This window comes from Rhizobium sp. 42MFCr.1 (assembly GCF_000377185.1).
Classification (GTDB): domain Bacteria; phylum Pseudomonadota; class Alphaproteobacteria; order Rhizobiales; family Rhizobiaceae; genus Rhizobium; species Rhizobium altiplani.
This window is the reverse complement of the sequence record NZ_KB897833.1, coordinates 32,730-50,554: the sequence shown is the minus strand read 5'-3', so window position 1 is coordinate 50,554 and position 17,825 is coordinate 32,730. Positions and strand designations below refer to the sequence as shown.

Sequence of the window (17,825 nt, the reverse complement as noted above, 5' to 3'; positions counted from 1 at the left end):
CAGGCTCCGACGCTAAAAACCGCTCATTCGTAAGCACTTCAAATCCTGGAAGGATCAGAGATGAACATGAACACCCATCCGCGGTCAAATGGCGAGCTTCGCTGCTTTGGCAATACGCTCGTCGCCATCCGGCTTTCATCCCTGGCAAGCGATGACAAGATCAGCGTCATCGAGCATTGGATGCCATGGGGAGAGACGCCGCCTCTGCACGTTCACCATCGCGAAGATGAAGTTTTCCATTTGCTCGAAGGCGAGATGCGCTTCCAAATCGGGCAGCGAGAGGTTCACGCCAGCGCGGGGCAGACACTGGTTGCTCCGAAGGGTATCCCGCACAGCTTTCGGGTCGAAAGTGTCGCCGGCGCCCATTGCCTGACGATCACGCGTGGCGATGACTTCGAGACAATGCTGCGGCAGGCAAGCCAGGTCGCCGACAAGGCCGAACTTCCCGCCGCGACCGCCCCGTCTCCCGAGGTGATCGACGCGCTCACGCGCTGCTGCGCCGAAAACCATATCGCGATCGTCGGGCCGCCGCTCTCCTAAGGCGACGTCCCCACCTACCTTTGATCAGCGCCTTCTCGTCGCTATCCCAGGCGGCGGGCCGTTCATGTAGAGATCTGGCCGCCCTCGCCGCCGTCCAACAGGCGCCCCGCAGAGCTAGACCAGTTTTGCTGTTTAGCGCTTGCTCGTCGGCCAATGTGGGGCCATTCTCAGGATCGATCCTGGCGGTTCGCCAAGACGAGAGGTCAGGCCTGCAACGCTGAATCTCGACCTCGGCAGCGCCCAACGCGGGCTCGACTTCAAAGCGCTTGTCGTGGTGCCTCTCTGATCGCCGCGGCGAGGAGGTTGTTTATGTCTGTGTGCCATGTCGAACATCTGTTGCAACCGGGCGACCAAGCTCCGAACTTTGTGCTGGATGCAATCTCACGCGAAGGGAAGATCGCACTTGATGACTTTCGCGGCCGCAGCCCGCTATTGATCGGTCTGTTTCGGGGCCTGCACTGTCCGTTCTGCCGTCGCCATGTCGCAGCTATGGCACAGCTCAGTTCGGCGCTGCGCGAGAAAGGCATCGAATCCCTGGTCGTTGTAAGCACCCCGGTAGAACGCGCGCGACTCTATTTCCGTTACCAGCCGATACCCAATCTTTTTGCGGCATCCGACCCGGAACGGGATTTGCATCGCGCCTTCGGCTTGCCCGTCCTCGAGTTCACCCACAATGAGACCGACTGGCCATACAAGGTTGGAATGGACGTGGTCATGGCAATGCGGGTCGATCGACCGGGAGAGTTGCCGGAACCAATGGCCCCGCCCACAGCAGGTGATCTTCTCAACAAAAAGGACCGGTACGAATTTACGGAAGCCGATCGGCAGGTGAGCCTCGCCGGACATATGCAGCTTGTCGGCCACTTCTTGCTCGATCGAGAAAGTGTGGTGCGTTGGAGCTTCACGGAGGTCGAAGACGAGGGGCGAAATGTGTGCCAGGCGCTCAATCCCGAAGAGCTTCTGTCGGCAGCTGCTCAAATCGCAGATTAACAACGAAGAATTCAGAGTGGTGTAGCAGATGCCACCTAGCCCATTCGCTGTTCTGCACGCAAGCGGCCATAAGCCGCCTTGCCTACGACCCTATCGCTCCCTTGATCAGCGCCTTGGCATCGTCGCTGTCCCAAGCGGCGGGGCCGTTCATGGCGGAGATCAAGCAGCCCTTGCCGTCGATCAAAAGCGTGACGGGGAGGCCTTCCTTCTTCAGGCTGTTGAAGACCTCGCCGCGGCTTCGACGGCCACCGCGACGAGCTTCTGGTTGTGTCCGCTAAATAAAGTCGCTCAAAAGCATATACGATTGCTGAAGGTTTATTGATTAGCCTTGGATCGAGCCGAGGGACATCGATGAACAGCACGAGCAAGAAAAGCGCTTCGAACGACATGCTGAAAAGGCTGGCGCAGCCAAATGCATGGCTTCTCGCACTGGTGGCAGTGGTCGTGCCGAATCTGATCTTCCTGCTCGCAACTCCGTACTTTCTTGTCTACCGGCTGGTTTCGCCTCCCCTCTATTTCCTGGCAGCGATGATTTCCCTTTGGCTGCGGCCACCGTTTGTTTATGTCCTTTTCGGGCTCGTGGCGATTATCGACTTAAGCTTGGTGGTCGCAGTCATGTTCTACTTACCCCTGGCAACCGCCTTTCATACGATTCGCTATCTTGCATCGATCGATGTCGCCGCATCTGCTTTTTACATCGGCGCAATTTCTCTTTTTCTTTTCAACGCGCTTGGAACAGCTTGGCTCGTAAACCGGCATAGAAAGGCGCTTTGCGCTGCCTCGCCATTGCCCGCGGCCATCCTGGCCGCTGCGCTGCCCGTGGCAGATGGTTACGTAAATCGCTTATACGTAAAACAGCCTGCCTCACATTTTGAAAGTGCGATGGCACTGAACGGCCTTGATGCCGAAAGCATAACCAAGCGCGGACGGAACCTGCTGATCGTCATAGTGGAAGGGCTTGGCTCGTTTTCCGACCCCGGGATGAAAGCCCTCTTGGCCAGCAAATTTGAAAGTGCAGCAGTTAAAGCGGGCTACAGCGTACTCTCCGGCAGAAGCAACTTTGAGGGCTCAACCACCTCTGCCGAGTCACGCGAACTATGCGGGCGATGGGGGAATTTCACCGACTATCTGCGCGCCGAACAATACGACTGCCTTCCTCGACAACTTGCCGAAAGGGGTTTCGCTACAATCTCCTACCACGGCTATTCCAGCGAAATGTTCGATCGAGATGTCTGGTACCCCCGGATTGGCATAAAAGAATCCCATTTCCTCGACGACCTTGCACGCGATCGGCAGCTCTTCCCATCCCGATGCGGCAGCGTCTTCAACGGCCTTTGTGATGGCGAAGTTGGTGACGCAGTTCATCTCCGTCTTCTGGCCAAGAGCGCGCAGCCGATGATAGTCTACTGGTTGACGCTTAACTCGCACATACCCTACGTCGCGAAACCTGGCGGCCAGCTTCATTGCAGGACCAACGAAGCAATCATCAAGAACCAGCGCGTTTGCGAATTGACCGAGATCTGGGCAGAGGTTTTCGACAAGATTTCCGAGATTGCAGCCGATCCAAAGCTACCATCGACGGACATCCTCGTTGTCGGTGACCATACAACACCATTGTGGGAAAAGCGGGCGGCTGTCGCGTTTACGCCAGGCAAGGTCGACTGGTATTTTCTTCAAACGCGTCAAAGTGCTCAGACACAGCTTACGAACCTATCGCGCCCTTGATCAGCGCCTTGGCATCGTCGCTGTCCCAGGCGGCGGGGCCGTTCATCGCAGAGATCAGGCAGCCTTTGCCGTCGATCAAAAGCGTGACCGGCAGGCCGAAGGCGAGGCCTTCCTTCTTCAGGCTGTTGAAGACCTCGATCGTGTTGTCGCGGTAAAGCTGCAGCGCGTTTACGCCGATCTCGCTGAGAAAGGCCTTCGGCTTCTCGTCGTCGCCGGTGTCGATGTTGACGGGCACGACCTGGAACCTGTCGCTGCCCAGCTCCTTCTCGAGCGCGTTCAGCGCCGGCATTTCCTCGCGGCAGGGTACGCACCACGTCGCCCAGAGATTGAAGAGCACGGTCTTGCCGGCGAAATTGTCGAGCGTCATCGATTTGCCGTCCCCGCCCTTGAAGGAAACGGTGGTAAGCCTGCGGTGCTCGTCAGGAGCGACCATCGCCGCCACCTGTCCCTTGAGCAGCGGCGCGATTCTCGCGGCGATCTCCTTTGTCGCCGCGCATTCGCCCGAGGCCGTTTGCGTCCTGCCATTGCCAGACCCGGCTTCCCTGATGTAAACCGCTGCCGCACCGGCAATAATGCCTGCGACGGCCGCGATCCCGATCAGCTTCAGGGATGGCAGGCGCAGGGACTTTCTTGTCGTCATTTCATTCTCCGAGACACGCGTTCTTCAAGGCAGGCATCGTCATGGCCGACAGCACGGATACCAAATCTTCCAACCAGATGTGGGGCGGCCGTTTCGCCTCCGGTCCCGATGCGATCATGGAGGAGATAAATGCCTCGATCGGTTTCGACAAGAAGCTGTTTGCCCAGGACATCCGCGGTTCTATCGCCCATGCCACCATGCTTGCCCACCAGGGCATCATTTCGGCAGACGATAAAGTCAAGATCGTCGAAGGGCTAAACACGATCCTGTCAGAGATCGAGAGCGGCAGTTTCGAATTCTCCCGCAAGCTCGAAGACATTCATATGAACGTCGAGGCACGCCTCGCCACGCTGATAGGCCCGGCCGCCGGTCGCCTGCACACAGCCCGCTCCCGCAACGACCAGGTCGCGCTCGATTTCCGCCTCTGGGTCAAGGAAGAGCTGCAGAAGACCGAGCAGCTACTAACCAACCTGATCGCCGCCTTCCTCGACCGCGCCGAAGAGCACGCCGAGACCGTCATGCCGGGCTTCACGCATCTGCAGACCGCCCAACCCGTCACCTTTGGCCACCATTGCATGGCCTATGTCGAAATGTTCGGCCGCGACCGCTCGCGCGTGCGCCATGCAATTGAGCATCTGGACGAGAGCCCGATCGGCGCGGCAGCGCTTGCCGGCACCGGCTATCCGATCGACCGCCACATGACGGCAAAGGCGCTGGGCTTCCGCGAGCCGACACGCAACTCGATTGACACGGTTTCGGACCGCGACTTCGCCATCGAGTTCCTGTCGATCGCCGCCATCGCAGGCATGCACCTGTCGCGTCTGGCGGAAGAAATCGTCATCTGGTCGACGCCGCAATTCGGCTTCGTGCGCCTGTCGGATGCCTTCTCCACCGGTTCGTCGATCATGCCGCAGAAGAAGAACCCTGACGCCGCTGAGCTGGTGCGCGCCAAGACCGGCCGCATCAACGGTTCGCTGATCGCACTTCTGACAATCATGAAGGGCCTGCCCCTCGCCTATTCCAAGGACATGCAGGAAGACAAGGAACAGGTCTTCGACGCTGCCGAAAGCCTGGAGCTGGCAGTATCAGCCATGACCGGCATGGTTCGCGACATGGCCGTCAACAGCGCGCGCATGAAGGCCGCTGCCGGTTCCGGGTATTCGACCGCGACCGACCTTGCCGACTGGCTGGTGCGCGAAGCCGGCCTGCCGTTCCGTGACGCGCATCACGTGACCGGCCGTGCGGTGGCGCTGGCCGAGAGCAAGGGCTGCGACTTGGCCGAGCTGTCGCTTGCCGATCTGCAGGCGATCAATGCCGGTATCACCGACAAGGTTTACGACGTGCTGACGGTCGAGGCATCGGTTGCAAGCCGCAAGAGCTTCGGCGGCACGGCGCCGTCGGAAGTGCGCAAGCAGATCGCCTATTGGCGAGCCCGCAACTGACCTCAACAATCAGGGTGCACAAGCTGGATAAACTTCGCTATGAAGGTGTCCACCAGTGCCGCTTCCCAAGAGGAATTCCATGCAGAAGAGCTTGCCGCAGATCGTCCGCCTGACGGTTGTTTTCGCCGTGATCGGCCTTGCCGTCGCCGGGTGCGGGCGAAAGGGCGATCTCGACCCGCCGAGCGCGAACGCAACGAAGACCGGTGACTCGTCCAAGCCGACGCCGCAGCCGGGCAGGGTCGACAGGCCCTTCATCCTCGATCCGCTTCTCTAAGGCACGCGGCGATCTTTAGGATTCGCCAGCAGCGCTTTAGCCTTTGTATTTATGCATGTCCTGATCCCGAAACCGGTTCCCACGTCGGGAGACATGCTTTGAGAGGCCACTGACGTGAACCATTTCGACTACCGCGACGGCGTTCTCTACGCCGAAAACGTTCCCGTTCCCGAGATCGCCAAGGCCGTCGGCACGCCTTTTTATGTCTATTCCACGGCCACTCTCGAGCGCCACTACCGCGTCTTCTCGGAAGCCTTCAGCGATGTCGACGCGATGGTCTGCTACGCCATGAAGGCGAATTCCAATCAGGCAGTGCTAAAGACGCTGGGCAATCTCGGCGCCGGCATCGACGTCGTATCCGAGGGAGAGCTGCGTCGCGCACTGGCCGCCGGCATCCCGGCATCGCGCATCATGTTCTCCGGCGTCGGCAAGACAGCGCGGGAGATGGACCTGGCCCTCGAGGCCGGCATCTATTGCTTCAACGTCGAGTCCGAGCCGGAACTCGAGATCCTCAACCAGCGCGCCGTCAGGGCAGGCAAGAAGGCCCCTGTCTCCTTCCGCATCAATCCCGATGTCGACGCCAGGACGCATGCGAAGATCTCGACTGGCAAGAAGGAAAACAAGTTCGGCATTTCCTGGGAGCGCGCCCGCGCCGTCTATGCCCGCGCGGCAAGCCTGCCCGGCATCGAAGTGACCGGCATCGACATGCATATCGGCAGCCAGATCACCGACCTGCAGCCATTCGAAGACGCCTTCAAGCTGCTGCGCGAACTGGTCGGCACGCTACGCGCAGAGGGCCACGATATCCATCACGTCGATGTGGGCGGCGGCCTTGGCATCCCCTACCGGGACGACAACAACCCGCCCCCATCGCCGGAAGCCTATGCTGCGATCGTCACGAACACTCTGCGCGACCTCAACTGCAAGATCGTCACTGAGCCCGGCCGCCTGATCGTCGGCAATGCCGGCATCCTGGTCACCGAAGTGATCTACGTGAAGGACGGCGGCGAGAAAACCTTCGTGATCGTCGATGGCGCGATGAACGACCTCATCCGTCCGACTCTCTATGAGGCCCATCACGAGATCCGCCCCGTAGTGATCTCGGCAGCGAACGCGCCGCGCATCAAGGCGGATATCGTCGGCCCCGTATGCGAAACCGGCGACTATCTGGCGCTCGACCGCGAAATGGCGATGCCGAAGTCCGGCGATCTCTTCGCCATCAGCACCGCCGGCGCCTATGGCGCGGTTCAGGCCGGCACCTATAACAGCCGCCTTCTGGTTCCTGAAGTGATCGTCAAGGGCAACGATTTCCACGTGATTCGCCCGCGCGGCACCTACGAAGAGCTCATCGCCCTCGATTCCATCCCGGCCTGGCTGGACTGATCACCGCCTGGCGGGGGCATCACTTTTTGGCGAAGAACCGTGAAAAACCGGCATTGGCTGGGGCTTGCCCTCGCCTTCGCCACAAAGAATGCTATCCTTGATCGAGAGCGAATTGCCCCGGCAATCGCCGGAAACGCCCTCCTGCTTTGAACGCCAGCGCGCGGAGAACGGATTGAACAAGAGCTCCAGCAAGGAGAAAACCGGAGCATTTGCCCTGAGGCCTTCCTTGGCGCGCCTGGTCGCGGCCAAGCGCTCTCTGGCGCGCCTGGTCCTGCTGTTCGAACAGATCCTACCTCTCCTGCTGCCGATTCTGTCGGTTGTGGCGCTCTACCTCACAGCGTCTTGGTTCGGTGTCTTCCGCTACGCGCCCGAATGGATTCGCGTGGCGCTACTGATCATTTTTGCGGTTGCCACCCTCGTCACCCTCCTTCCGCTGCGCCGGCTTCATTGGCCCGATGTGGCTGCTGCCGATCGGTTGCTCGAGCAGCGCAACGGCCTGCAGCATCAGCCTGTTGCCGTTCAGGAAGACGAACCCGCCACCGACACGCCTTTCGCCCGCGCCCTTTGGCGCGAACATCAGACGCGGATGGCGGAGAAGATCGCGGCGCTCGATACCGGCTTCCCACGCCCCGACATCGCCTCCCACGACCGGCTGGCCTTGCGTGCCATCCCGGCATTGCTTGTGGTAATGGCTTTCGCCTATTCGCTATCGACGAGCGGCGGTTCGATCTCGGATGCGCTGCAGCCGCGGCCCGCGCCGCAGGCAGTTGATCCTGCCGTGCGTATCGACGCCTGGGTCACGCCCCCCTCCTACACCGGTCGCGCGCCGATCTATCTGACGGCAAACGGTACCGAGCAGACGGCGATCCGCGTCCCCGAACTCTCGAGCCTGACGGTCCGCGTCAGCGGCGGAAAGACGGCGGAGAAGGTTGTCTTCCGGCACGAGAATGGCGAGGCCGAGGACATCACGCCTCAGGAAGCCGCCAAGCCCCCTGTTACGCCAGTGGCCACTCAGCAGGCCGACGGCACGGCTCCCATCAATCCCGCGCTGTCCGCCACGACGCATCTGATGAAGCTCGAGGAAAACGGCAGGCTCGAGGTCAACGGTCGCGCGTGGAGCTTCGACGTTATTCCTGACAAGGCGCCCGAGATCGCCTTCAATGGAATACCGAAGCCGACCGTCAACGGCGCTCTCGAAATCGGCTTCACGGTCAAGGACGATTACGGCGTGCAGGAAGCGCGCGCGGAGATCGTTCCTGTCGACTCCGACCCGGCCGCAACGCCGCTTTATCCGCTGCCGGACTTCCGCCTGGAGATCCCCCGCCGCAATTCGCGTGACTCCAAGGGATTGACCAGCAAGAACCTGACCGAGCATCCGCTGTCGGGCAAGCGGGTCCGCATCACCCTTATTGCCAAGGACGCCGCCGGCCAGACGGGTCGCAGCTCGCCCTACGAGATGACGATGCCGGCCCGCCCGTTCCACGAGCCGCTGGCCGCCGCCGTCGCCGAAGAGCGGCAGGTCTTTTCGCTCGACACGCGCAAGATGCTGGAAGCGATCACGCTGAACGAGGCGCTGACGCTGCGCCCGGAAGAGACGATCCCGAAGCTGACCAACTACCTGCTGCTGCAATCCGCTCTGACGCGGATGAAGCTCGCCAAGGGCGAGGAGGCGCTGAAGGATACCGCCGACCACCTCTGGGATATTGCTGTAGGCATGGAGGATGGCGATCTGTCGCAGGCAGAACGCAATCTGCGCAACGCCCAGCAGAACCTGGCCGACGCTCTCCAGCGCAACGCCCCTGATGCCGAGATCAAGAAGCTCATGGACGAGCTGCGCAAGGCGATGCAGGACTACATGAAGGAGCTTGCGCAGCGCATGCAGAATTCGCCGATGCAGCCGAACCAGAATGCTCAGAACATCCTTCGCCAGCAGGATCTGGAGCGGATGATGGACCAGATCGAGAATCTGGCGCGCTCCGGCAACCGCGACGCTGCCCAGCAGATGCTCTCCGAGCTGCAGCGAATGATGAACAACCTGCAGGCCGGCAGGCCACAGCAGGGGCAGCAGGGTCAGGACAACAGCCAGATGCGCCAGCAGATGGACAAGCTTGGCCAGATCCTGCGTGACCAGCAGAAGCTGATGGAAGAGACCTTCAAGCTGGACCAGCAGTTGAAGGATCGCATGCAGCGCGGCGATCCGAACATGGGGATGAACGATCCGCTGCTGGACGAGATGCCGATGGACAATGACGGCATGCAGCAGGATCAACAACAGGGACAGCAAGACCAGAGTCAGGACCCGAGCCAGAACCAGCAGCGCCAGTCGCCTTCCGACCAGATGACGGCTGAGCAGCTGCGCGAAGCCTTGAAGCAGCTGCGTTCGCGCCAGGACGAACTTGGCAACCAGCTTGGCGAGCTGCAGAAGGGTCTCGGCGACATGGGCATCAAGCCCGGTCCGGGCTTCGGCCAGGCCCAGCGCGAAATGGAAGGCGCCGGACGCGAACTCGGTCAGGGTCACGGCGAACCGGCCATCCAGGGCCAGGGACGCGCCCTCGAGGCGCTCCGTCAGGGCGCGCGCGACATGATGAACCAGATGATGCAGGCCATGCAGGGCCAACAGGGACAAGGCCAGCAGGGCCAGGTCGGGCAAGGCAATCAGAACGGCCGCGACCCGCTTGGACGTCCGCGCCGCGCCGAAGGCCCCGATTTCGGCGATCAGGTGAAGGTCCCGGACGAGATCGACGTGCAGCGCGCCCGCGAAATCCTGGATGCCATTCGCCAGAAGCTCGGCAACAACCCGCCGCAGGAAATCGAACGGCGCTACCTGGAACGGCTTCTGGACATTCAATAGCTCGGCTGTGCCAATTCAGGTCACAATAGCGTGAGATTCGCCACCTCCACGCCAGCACTCCCTATGTCTATTTTGACGCAGATCGCGCGTCGTTTGGGCACGAGTTGAGGGTATTTCCATGAAAACGGAATGGAAGCTGATCGCAGCTGTCGCTCTTGGATTCGGCATGGCTGCAAGCACGGCAAGCGCAATGGATATTGGTGGTTTCGCAACGACCAACAGCGGCGGCAGGACCCTTGCTGCCGACGGCTACGAATCGAGCCGAAGCTGGGGCGGATCGAACAGCTACCGACCGGCTCCCTACAGCATGGAGACAACCGGGAGCATTTCGTCCAGCCGCTCCAGGGCACGGCAACCCGTCAACTGTCCGCCGAGGCCGATTCCCGGCACGCTGCAGACGCAGGGCGGAAACAGCGGAACGACCATAAATCCCGCCTGCCCCGACTATTGAGAAGCTACGGGTTGGATCTTGCCAACGAGGCCATCGTCTCCATGTGGCGCGGCGAAGGCATGATCTGTGCGTGACTGGATGACAAACTTCAAGTTCCGCCACCGAGGCGAGTCCCGCCTGGCGAAAGCTTCGTCTTGTCACGCTGCAGCTGAATAACTATAGCGATTCGATGGCAATTCTTTTCAAGACCGTAATCGGTGAAAACGCGGCATTCGAGTTGATCGAGAATGCGCTCTCCCGTACCGGCGAATACGATGGCTACCTAAACGTCGTGGCTGACGAAGGCGAGAAGACTCTCCCTTGGTCACCCGGCATGCATGCCGAGCAGTTCCAGGCGGAAATCACGGAAATTCTCCGTTCGACCTGGGATATCTGCCGCTTCTGGGTGATCTACGAGCGGCGCGACGACCGGCAGGACGCCGAAGCCAACGCCATCCGCAACGCGGCGTTTAGGCTGACGCGCGGCTATGCCGGCGTCATCGTCGTGACGCTCAGCCTGCTCCACAAGCGCGACAGCCTGGCCGATATCGAACTGATCTTTGTATGTTTCCAGCAGGACTTCCAGCGACGCAATTTTCGCGTCCGCTATGAAGGCAAATTCATCCCCGATGAGGGCTGAATAGTCGAGATCATGCCGTTAGCCGCCTCAGGCGGCCAACGCACGCGCGACAGCCTTGCGGATATCGGGCAAGGCAAAGGGCTTCGAGACGACATCGACGATCTTCTCCGCCAAGTCGTCCGCGCGTTCGCGCTGTTCCGCGTAGCCAGTCATCAGCAGGATCTTCAGTGCCGGGAAGGCGGATTTTGCCTGATGCGCCAGTTCGATGCCGTCCATCACAGGCATGCGGATATCCGAGAGCAGCAGGTCGTAGACGCCGTCTCTGAGTTTTTCCAGTCCCTCCGCACCGTCAGCGGCTTCTTCGGTCTCATGACCGTCAAGACGCAAAGCGCGGGCTACGAAAGAGCGTAGGGAGTCCTCGTCTTCCGTAATCAGAATTTTTGCCATGGTGTGCATCACTCCGTTTCATGCCCCGCAACGGAAATCACACGAGTTTCCTTTGCGATCGGTAAACGGCAGGAAGGGATGGACGGGATGGTTAACAACCCGTCTCATCGTGGCACATTCAGGGTCAGGTCGTGATCCCTAGGCGTCGCCGGTGACGACGCCGACAAATGGGAGTTCGCGGAAGGCGTAGGCGACATCCATGCCGTAGCCGACGACGAAATAGTCGGGGCATTCGAAACCGACATAGTCGGCCTCGAGCTTTTCCTTGCGCTTGACGCTCTTGTCGAGGAGCACGGCGATGGTGACGTTGCGGGCGCCGCGCTCGTAGAGCAGTTCCTTGGCAAACAGCAGCGTACGGCCGGATTCCAGAATATCGTCGATCAGAAGAACGTCGCGATCCTTCACGTCGCTGTCGATATCCTTGACGATCCGCACGCCTTGCGAGACCGTGCCGGTGCCGTAGCTCGAGAGAGTGATGAACTCGACCTCGGGCGCGAGGCCGCTGTCATGCAGCGCGCGGATAAGGTCCGCGGCAAAGATGAACGAGCCTTTCAGCACCGCAATAACCAGCAGGTCCTTCGTCGGTCCCGATGCAATCTGCTTCGCCATGGCATGATTGCGTTCGGCAATCTGCTCGGCTGTGAAGAGTGGCTCGATGTTTTTTCCGCGCACGACGGGCATAAGCAGGCTTGCTCCATGAATAGAAGCACAAGCCGTTACCACAAACGGCGCGATGAAACACCCCTTTAGAGCCCTTCAGGGCATGAACGAAAGCCGGACTTCCGGCATTTTTCCACCGGTGTATTGGACTCTCGTAGAAAATCCGCGGCTTTGCCCTGCGTAGAGGACATCCACCGGCGGGTTGATGACGATGCTCGCGGTCAACTGTTCGCCGGCAAAAAAGTTGGCGCGGATGGGGCGAACGATCTGCGTCGTGCCGCTCTGGTTGTCGATGATGCCGTTGATCAGCAACACCTGCATCCCGTTTGCCTCGCGGGGCGTGATCGTGACATGCGAGAAATGCAGCGGTGCCTCTGCCGGTGCAGCGTCGCTTTCAGAGAGGCCGGAGAAGCCACCGACGAGACCAAACACCAGCACCGAAAGCGCGACCACCAGGGCGGCGAAAGTCTTGACCGATGCCTGCTGCAGCCAGGCTTCGCCCGCTCGGACGAATGATTCCATCGAAGCTCGCGGGGACGTCGGCCGGAGCATCGAAGGCGCCGGAGGACGTCGGCGATTGCCATTGAAGCTCCGGGCATCAAAGGCCTGGGAGCGGTTGTTGATCACTACGAATTCGGCATCGGCCACATCGGCTGGGCGGGCTCGGCGGGCCTCGCGCTTGATCGGCTCGGGCGGCAGAAAATCATAGCTGCGGCCGGGCGCCTGGCGTCTGAACGAGGAGGAGGTCATGATGACGGCCTTTCCGGTGTCCACATGGTTTCGAGCCGGACGGAAATCCGGCATTGAAACGAATCCTCCTCAGTCGTAAATTTTAATGGTTAATGCTTCGCAAAGATCGCCATCAAAGCGGCGTCTTTCCGATAAATTTACTGGTTGTTAATGCTGTTGGTTAACAAGTCGTGCGGTGAACAAACAAAAGACTGATCTATCGTTGATCCACTTCGAAAATGTCGGTTTGCGCTATGGGATGGGCCCGGAAATTCTCCGGGACCTGACGTTCGACATTCCGAAGAAATCGTTTCAGTTCCTGACAGGCCCCTCGGGCGCCGGCAAGACCACGCTGCTCCGGCTGCTGTTTCTATCGCTGCAGCCGACCCGCGGGCTAATCCGCATGTTCGGACGCGACATTTCCGATATTCCGCGGCCCGAATTACCTTTGCTGCGGCGGCGCGTCGGCATCATCTTCCAGGAATTCCGGCTGCTGGACCACTTGACCACCTATGAGAACGTGGCCCTGCCGCTGCGCGTGCGTGGCAAGGACGAGAGCTCCTACAAGACCGACGTGCTAGAACTTCTGAAGTGGGTCGGTCTCGGCGAGCGCATCAACGTTCTGCCGCCGGTGCTTTCGGGCGGCGAAAAGCAGCGCGCCGCGATCGCGCGGGCCTTGATCGACCGTCCCGAGATCCTGCTTGCAGACGAGCCGACCGCCAACGTCGATCCGCCAATGGCTCGCCGTCTGCTCAATCTCTTCCTCGAACTCAATCGTCTCGGCACGGCAGTTGTGATCGCGACTCACGATCTGGCACTGATGGACCAAGTGGAAGCCCGCCGCATGATACTCTCGGAAGGGCACCTTGATATCCATGACTAAAGCTGCGCCCAAACCGCCGGCTGAGGCCGCCCCGAAAGGCCAGAAGCGGCCGGAGATGAAGGTGCGGCCGACGGCGCCGATCCTGCCGTCTGCCAACATTCAGGGCAATGCGCTAATGGTGGTGATCGCCATCATGGCCTTTCTCGCCTGCCTGACGCTCGGCGGCGTCAGCATGGTGCGTTCCACAGCGGCGAGCTGGGAGAGCCAGATTTCCCGCGAGATCACCATCCAGATCAGGCCCGATGAGGGCTTGGACATGGAAAAGACGCTGGCGCAGGCGCGCGATCTCGCTCTGACATTCGTCGGCACCAAGGACGGTCAGATCGTCGACGAAGCGGCAACCGCCCGCCTACTCGAACCCTGGCTCGGCACAGGGCTCGACATCAAGGAACTTCCGGTCCCGCGGCTTGTCATTATCACCATCGACGAAAGCAACCCGCCCGATTTCGAGGCAATGCGCTCCCTGCTCAAGGGGAGCATTCCGCAGGCTTCGCTCGACGATCACCGCACCTGGGTCGACCGTCTGGTGTCGATGGCCCACACGACGGTCATGATCGGCACCGGCATCCTGCTGCTTGTCTTCTCGGCCATGGTACTGACAGTCGTTTTCGCAACCCGAGGAGCTCTCTCTGGCAACCGCCATATCGTCGAGGTGCTGCATTTCGTTGGCGCCGAAAGCTCTTTCGTCGCCAACGAGTTTCAGAAGCACTTCCTGAAGATCAGCCTGAAGGGATCGGCGGTTGGGAGCGCCCTTGCAGCGCTGTTCTTCCTCACCGCCGGCTTCTTGCAGAGCCGGACCTTGGCGACGCCGCAGACGGACCAGGCCACCGCGCTCTTTGGCACGTTCTCGGTCGGCGCGCTTGGCTATCTCGGCATCTTTGCGACCATGATCGTCATCGCCCTGCTGACGACCTTCACGGCACGGCTGACGGTGATGCGGACGATTTACGAGATCGATACGTTGCGTTCCGACCCGACACGGGCGGATGGGCTCGTGAATTAAGCTTGTCATGCCTTTTTTGCCATGAAAGCGTCTGTTCGCCGCCGCAATCTGCATATATTTTTCCGATTCATGAGCATGGGACACATTCCGCGCACCCCGATTCGCCCTGGAGCGGAGCTTCTTCGCTCCGACGGGCGACCTGTTCGCGGCCCCGTGCGACGCATGCTGCGCTGGGGCGGCATGGCCTCCATCCTTGCCATCGCCCTGATTTTTGGTGGGTTCCTGCGCTTTGCCGATTCCGTCACGACCCTGAAACCTCCGCTTGACCCACGGGCAGACGCAATCGTCGTTCTGACGGGTGGCTACCAGCGAATCGACCAGGCCGTCGAACTGCTGCAGAAAGGCGCCGGAAAACGCCTGCTGATTTCGGGCGTGCATCCGACAACCACGCCGAAGCAGATCCGCAGGATGACCCAGGCCTCGCCGGAACTTTTCACATGCTGCGTCGACGTCGGCTACGACGCACTCGACACGATCGGCAATGCCCAGGAAGCATCGAACTGGATCCACCAGCGCGGCTACAAGAGCGTCCTCGTCGTCACCAACAACTACCACATGCCGCGCAGCCTGGCGGAACTCGCTTATGTCGACGCCGAAACGCAGTTCATTCCCTACCCCGTTGTCAATACGGACCTGAAGACCAGCGACTGGTTCACCGATCCCAACGCCGTCCGGGTCATGCTCGCCGAATATGCGAAAGTGCTCTTCGCCGGCGCGCGCAATCTGACGGGACTTGGCCGGCACCCTGGGCTCCGCTCGGCAGGCGTCTCCGGCTAATGCCGAGGGAAACCTTTTTCTGAACGCCAATATCGTGTAGGAGGGCGCAACCGCCTCTTGCGGACATTGGCCTCGGGAAAATTTATGATCGCCCTGCGTTCCGTTCTCTTCAACACGATCTTCTACGCCAACCTCATCGTTCGCATGATCGTGCTCTCCCCCTATTATTTCGTCGCGCCACGCAAGGACGCCTACCGCATACCGAAGAACTGGGCACTGTCGAGCCACTGGCTGATGGAGAAGATCGTCGGCACGACCTTCGAGATCGAGGGCATGGAGAATCTGCCCGATGGCGGCTATATCCTGGCGCCGAAGCATCAGTCGTTCTGGGATACCTATGCCCTGCTGCCGTGGCTCAAGGATCCGGTCTACATTCTGAAGCGAGAGCTGATGTGGATCCCGCTCTTCGGTTGGTATGCCAAGAAGCAGCGGATGATCCCGGTCAATCGCGGCGCCCGCGGCAAGGTGATGGTCGAGGCGTTGAGGCGAACCAAGGAAGAGCTGGCAACCGGCCGCCAGCTGATCATTTACCCCGAAGGCACGCGCCGCCCGCCCGGTGCCGAACCGCTCTACAAATACGGCATCGCCCGCATGTACCGCGACCTGCAGCTACCGGTCGTGCCGGTCGCCATGCACCCCGGCCTGTTCTGGCCGCGCCGCAGCACGTTGCGCTACCCCGGTCACTTCAAGGTGCGGATCCTGCCGCCAATCCAACCCGGCATGGACCCCGATGCCTTTTTCGCGCATCTGATCGAGGTGACCGAGAAGGCGAGCGATGAACTGCTGGTCGACACGGTCAAGCGCAACCCGAACCTGCCGCTCCCGCCGACCGCCGCTCGTCGGCTCGCGGAATTGCAGAAAGCGAAGGCAACGACGGCCTGAACTCAGGCCGCGTTTCTTAGTCGTTCCACTTCGCCGACCACCTGCTCCAGCCAGTGGTCGCGAATGCCCATTTCCCGCAGGTGTGCCAGCGTATTGAAGACATAGGCGTCGTTCGGCCCTGATCGGCCCTCCGCACCGTGGACAACGTGCGCCGCCGCGATCGCGTCGAGCCCACCGGCATATTGCGTATGCGCTCGATCGACGACGTAGGCGACCGCCTTGCTGCTCCGGCCGTCCGCCAACTGGAGGGGCAGGCAACGCTCAAGATAGACGTTGGTTACGAGCTCGCGCTCCCTCAGATAGTCGATTGTCTCGCCCCACTGATCCGGCGCGATCCGAAAGGCCATTCCACGGCAGGAACCACCACGATCAAGGCCGAGCACGAGGCCCGGTTTCTGCTGCGTGCCGCGATGCACCCAGGAATGCACGCAGAGCGACCGTCTATAGCCATAGACAAGCGCCTGAGAACGCTCCAAAAATTCGAAGCCCGGATTCCACATCAGTGATCCGTAGCCAAACACCCAAAATTCGTCCATATCGCACGCCAGACCCACATTCCCACTCGCGCGTCACCTTTGGAGAACATCATGGCAGCGTCAAGCCCATCCCGCAGCGGCAGAAAATTCTGGTGGCTCGGCTGCATCCTCCTCCTGGTGATCGCGCTTTATACGAGTGGCTGGTTCTATGCCGCCGCGCAGCTGAAAACGACGGTGCTGAAGGCGATCGCGCCGGGCAACACCGCAGGCGTCACCGCCGAATGCGCCGATATCGACTTCCGCGGCTATCCGTTCCGGATCGGCCTGTTCTGCTCGAAGGTCGATGTCGATGACAACGTCAACGGCGTGTCGGCGAGTTTTGGCGAGCTGCGCTCCGCAGCCCAGGTCTATGCTCCAGGGCATATCGTTTGGGAACTCGACTCGCCCGCCGAGATCCGCACCGCCCACGGCCTGACGCTCAATGCCGAATGGGCAAACCTACAATCCAGCCTGATCACCAAGCTAAAGGGCATCGACCGCTCCTCCACCATCATCGACGGGCTCAAGGGGACGGCGGCTTCCCAGACCGGCCAGACGATCAATTTCGACGCTGCTCACACGGAGATCCACCTTCGCCAGAACAACGGCGACCTGGATGGCGCGATCTCGCTGAAGGATTCCAATACCGCCATCAAGGACTGGCCGGCATTCCCGAAGCTCTCGGCGAGCGCCGACGTGACGCTGGCCGGCAAGGCCGGCATGATCGACGGCAGCGACCAAAAGGGCCTCTACGGCGCCAGCGGCGAACTGCGCAAGGTCGTGGCCGACATCGGCGACGGCAAGGTCATGACCCTGAGCGGCCCCTTCTCCTTCGACGAGGAGGGCTATCTGTCGGGCAAATTCAAGCTGGAGATCGAACAGCTCGGCCCCTGGCGCGACAGCGTCAAGCAGACCTTCCCTGAAATCGCCAAGACGGTCGACACCGCCGCCAAGCTGCTGAAAGCTTTGGCGGGCGGCGGCGACAAGGTTTCCGTCGATCTCGTTGTAGCACGTGGCAATGCCACGGTCGGCGGTTTCATTCCGTTGGGATCGATCCCGCCGATCTGAAATAGA

At 60.8% G+C, this 17,825-nt stretch carries 19 protein-coding genes and 1 pseudogene; 14 read left to right on the top strand and 6 right to left on the bottom strand.

The features are described from left to right. Positions 1-60: 60 nt before the first annotated feature. Both C934_RS0116685 and C934_RS0116680 read left to right on the top strand, forming a co-directional pair. Complete coding sequence (locus C934_RS0116685) at positions 61-540, top strand: cupin domain-containing protein (RefSeq protein ID WP_018857797.1); 480 nt, start codon at positions 61-63, stop codon at positions 538-540. Between the two features lie 309 nt (positions 541-849). Beyond that, the gene (locus C934_RS0116680; RefSeq protein WP_018857796.1) at positions 850-1,530 is read left to right on the top strand and encodes a redoxin family protein; all 681 of its coding nucleotides are present in this window, start codon (positions 850-852) and stop codon (positions 1,528-1,530) included. An 82-nt stretch (positions 1,531-1,612) separates the two neighbouring features. On the opposite strand, the pseudogene C934_RS33715 reads toward C934_RS0116680, so the two are convergent. Then, positions 1,613-1,756 (bottom strand): annotated as a pseudogene (locus C934_RS33715) (TlpA family protein disulfide reductase); the annotation flags it as partial. 125 nt (positions 1,757-1,881) lie between these two features. On the opposite strand from C934_RS33715, the gene C934_RS0116670 reads away from it, so the two are divergent. Beyond that, positions 1,882-3,255 (top strand): hypothetical protein, encoded by a 1,374-nt coding sequence (locus tag C934_RS0116670; protein WP_018857794.1) that lies wholly within the window; start codon positions 1,882-1,884, stop codon positions 3,253-3,255. On the opposite strand, the gene tlpA is transcribed toward C934_RS0116670, so the two are convergent. Next, positions 3,233-3,895: a thiol:disulfide interchange protein TlpA gene (gene tlpA / locus C934_RS0116665; protein ID WP_018857793.1), complete on the bottom strand. Its 663-nt coding sequence runs from the start codon at positions 3,893-3,895 to the stop codon at positions 3,233-3,235. The two genes, C934_RS0116670 and tlpA, sit on opposite strands and share 23 nt — an antisense overlap. Positions 3,896-3,936: 41 nt before the next feature. Between tlpA and argH the strand changes: the two genes are divergently transcribed. From argH to C934_RS0116630, 6 genes are all read left to right on the top strand, one after another. Beyond that, positions 3,937-5,337 (top strand): argininosuccinate lyase, encoded by a 1,401-nt coding sequence (gene argH, locus C934_RS0116660; protein ID WP_018857792.1) that lies wholly within the window; start codon positions 3,937-3,939, stop codon positions 5,335-5,337. Between the two features lie 79 nt (positions 5,338-5,416). After that, positions 5,417-5,611 carry an LPS translocon maturation chaperone LptM gene (gene lptM / locus C934_RS0116655; protein WP_018857791.1) on the top strand — a complete coding sequence of 65 codons (195 nt, stop codon included), beginning with the start codon at positions 5,417-5,419 and terminating at the stop codon, positions 5,609-5,611. Positions 5,612-5,725: 114 nt separating this feature from the next. Continuing rightward, a complete protein-coding gene (gene lysA / locus C934_RS0116650; protein WP_018857790.1) occupies positions 5,726-6,994 on the top strand; it encodes a diaminopimelate decarboxylase in 1,269 nt (422 codons plus the stop codon). Between the two features lie 226 nt (positions 6,995-7,220). Next, positions 7,221-9,845, top strand: coding sequence for a TIGR02302 family protein (locus C934_RS0116640; RefSeq protein ID WP_018857788.1), 2,625 nt, complete (start codon positions 7,221-7,223; stop codon positions 9,843-9,845). A 118-nt stretch (positions 9,846-9,963) separates the two neighbouring features. Beyond that, positions 9,964-10,296, top strand: a complete 333-nt coding sequence (locus tag C934_RS0116635; protein WP_018857787.1) for a hypothetical protein — start codon at positions 9,964-9,966, stop codon at positions 10,294-10,296. A 169-nt stretch (positions 10,297-10,465) separates the two neighbouring features. Then, positions 10,466-10,915 carry a hypothetical protein gene (locus C934_RS0116630; RefSeq protein WP_018857786.1) on the top strand — a complete coding sequence of 150 codons (450 nt, stop codon included), beginning with the start codon at positions 10,466-10,468 and terminating at the stop codon, positions 10,913-10,915. Positions 10,916-10,942: 27 nt separating this feature from the next. Here the strand turns inward: C934_RS0116630 and C934_RS0116625 are convergent, their stop codons facing one another. The 3 genes from C934_RS0116625 to C934_RS0116615 all read right to left on the bottom strand — a co-directional run bounded on the left by C934_RS0116625 (position 10,943) and on the right by C934_RS0116615 (position 12,766). Further along, positions 10,943-11,302: a response regulator gene (locus C934_RS0116625; RefSeq protein WP_007789408.1), complete on the bottom strand. Its 360-nt coding sequence runs from the start codon at positions 11,300-11,302 to the stop codon at positions 10,943-10,945. Positions 11,303-11,440: 138 nt separating this feature from the next. Continuing rightward, entirely contained in the window at positions 11,441-11,983 is a 543-nt protein-coding gene (hpt, locus tag C934_RS0116620; protein WP_018857784.1) for a hypoxanthine phosphoribosyltransferase, read from the bottom strand. A gap of 75 nt (positions 11,984-12,058) precedes the next feature. Beyond that, positions 12,059-12,766: a membrane protein gene (locus C934_RS0116615; protein ID WP_018857783.1), complete on the bottom strand. Its 708-nt coding sequence runs from the start codon at positions 12,764-12,766 to the stop codon at positions 12,059-12,061. Positions 12,767-12,914: 148 nt separating this feature from the next. Between C934_RS0116615 and ftsE the strand changes: the two genes are divergently transcribed. The 4 genes from ftsE (at position 12,915) to C934_RS0116595 (ending at position 16,236) form a co-directional block, all read left to right on the top strand. Beyond that, the gene (gene ftsE, locus C934_RS0116610) at positions 12,915-13,574 is read left to right on the top strand and encodes a cell division ATP-binding protein FtsE (protein ID WP_007528031.1); all 660 of its coding nucleotides are present in this window, start codon (positions 12,915-12,917) and stop codon (positions 13,572-13,574) included. Positions 13,575-13,629: 55 nt separating this feature from the next. Then, the gene (locus C934_RS0116605; protein ID WP_245267959.1) at positions 13,630-14,577 is read left to right on the top strand and encodes a cell division protein FtsX; all 948 of its coding nucleotides are present in this window, start codon (positions 13,630-13,632) and stop codon (positions 14,575-14,577) included. Between the two features lie 69 nt (positions 14,578-14,646). Then, positions 14,647-15,354, top strand: coding sequence for a YdcF family protein (locus C934_RS0116600; protein WP_025661883.1), 708 nt, complete (start codon positions 14,647-14,649; stop codon positions 15,352-15,354). An 84-nt stretch (positions 15,355-15,438) separates the two neighbouring features. Beyond that, complete coding sequence (locus C934_RS0116595; protein WP_018857779.1) at positions 15,439-16,236, top strand: lysophospholipid acyltransferase family protein; 798 nt, start codon at positions 15,439-15,441, stop codon at positions 16,234-16,236. A 2-nt stretch (positions 16,237-16,238) separates the two neighbouring features. Here C934_RS0116595 and C934_RS0116590 read toward each other — a convergent pair whose 3' ends face one another. Continuing rightward, the gene (locus C934_RS0116590) at positions 16,239-16,772 is read right to left on the bottom strand and encodes a gamma-glutamylcyclotransferase (RefSeq protein ID WP_018857778.1); all 534 of its coding nucleotides are present in this window, start codon (positions 16,770-16,772) and stop codon (positions 16,239-16,241) included. 51 nt (positions 16,773-16,823) lie between these two features. Here C934_RS0116590 and C934_RS0116585 point away from each other — a divergent pair, with 51 nt between their 5' ends. After that, a complete protein-coding gene (locus C934_RS0116585) occupies positions 16,824-17,819 on the top strand; it encodes a DUF2125 domain-containing protein (protein ID WP_018857777.1) in 996 nt (331 codons plus the stop codon). Positions 17,820-17,825: the final 6 nt, after the last annotated feature.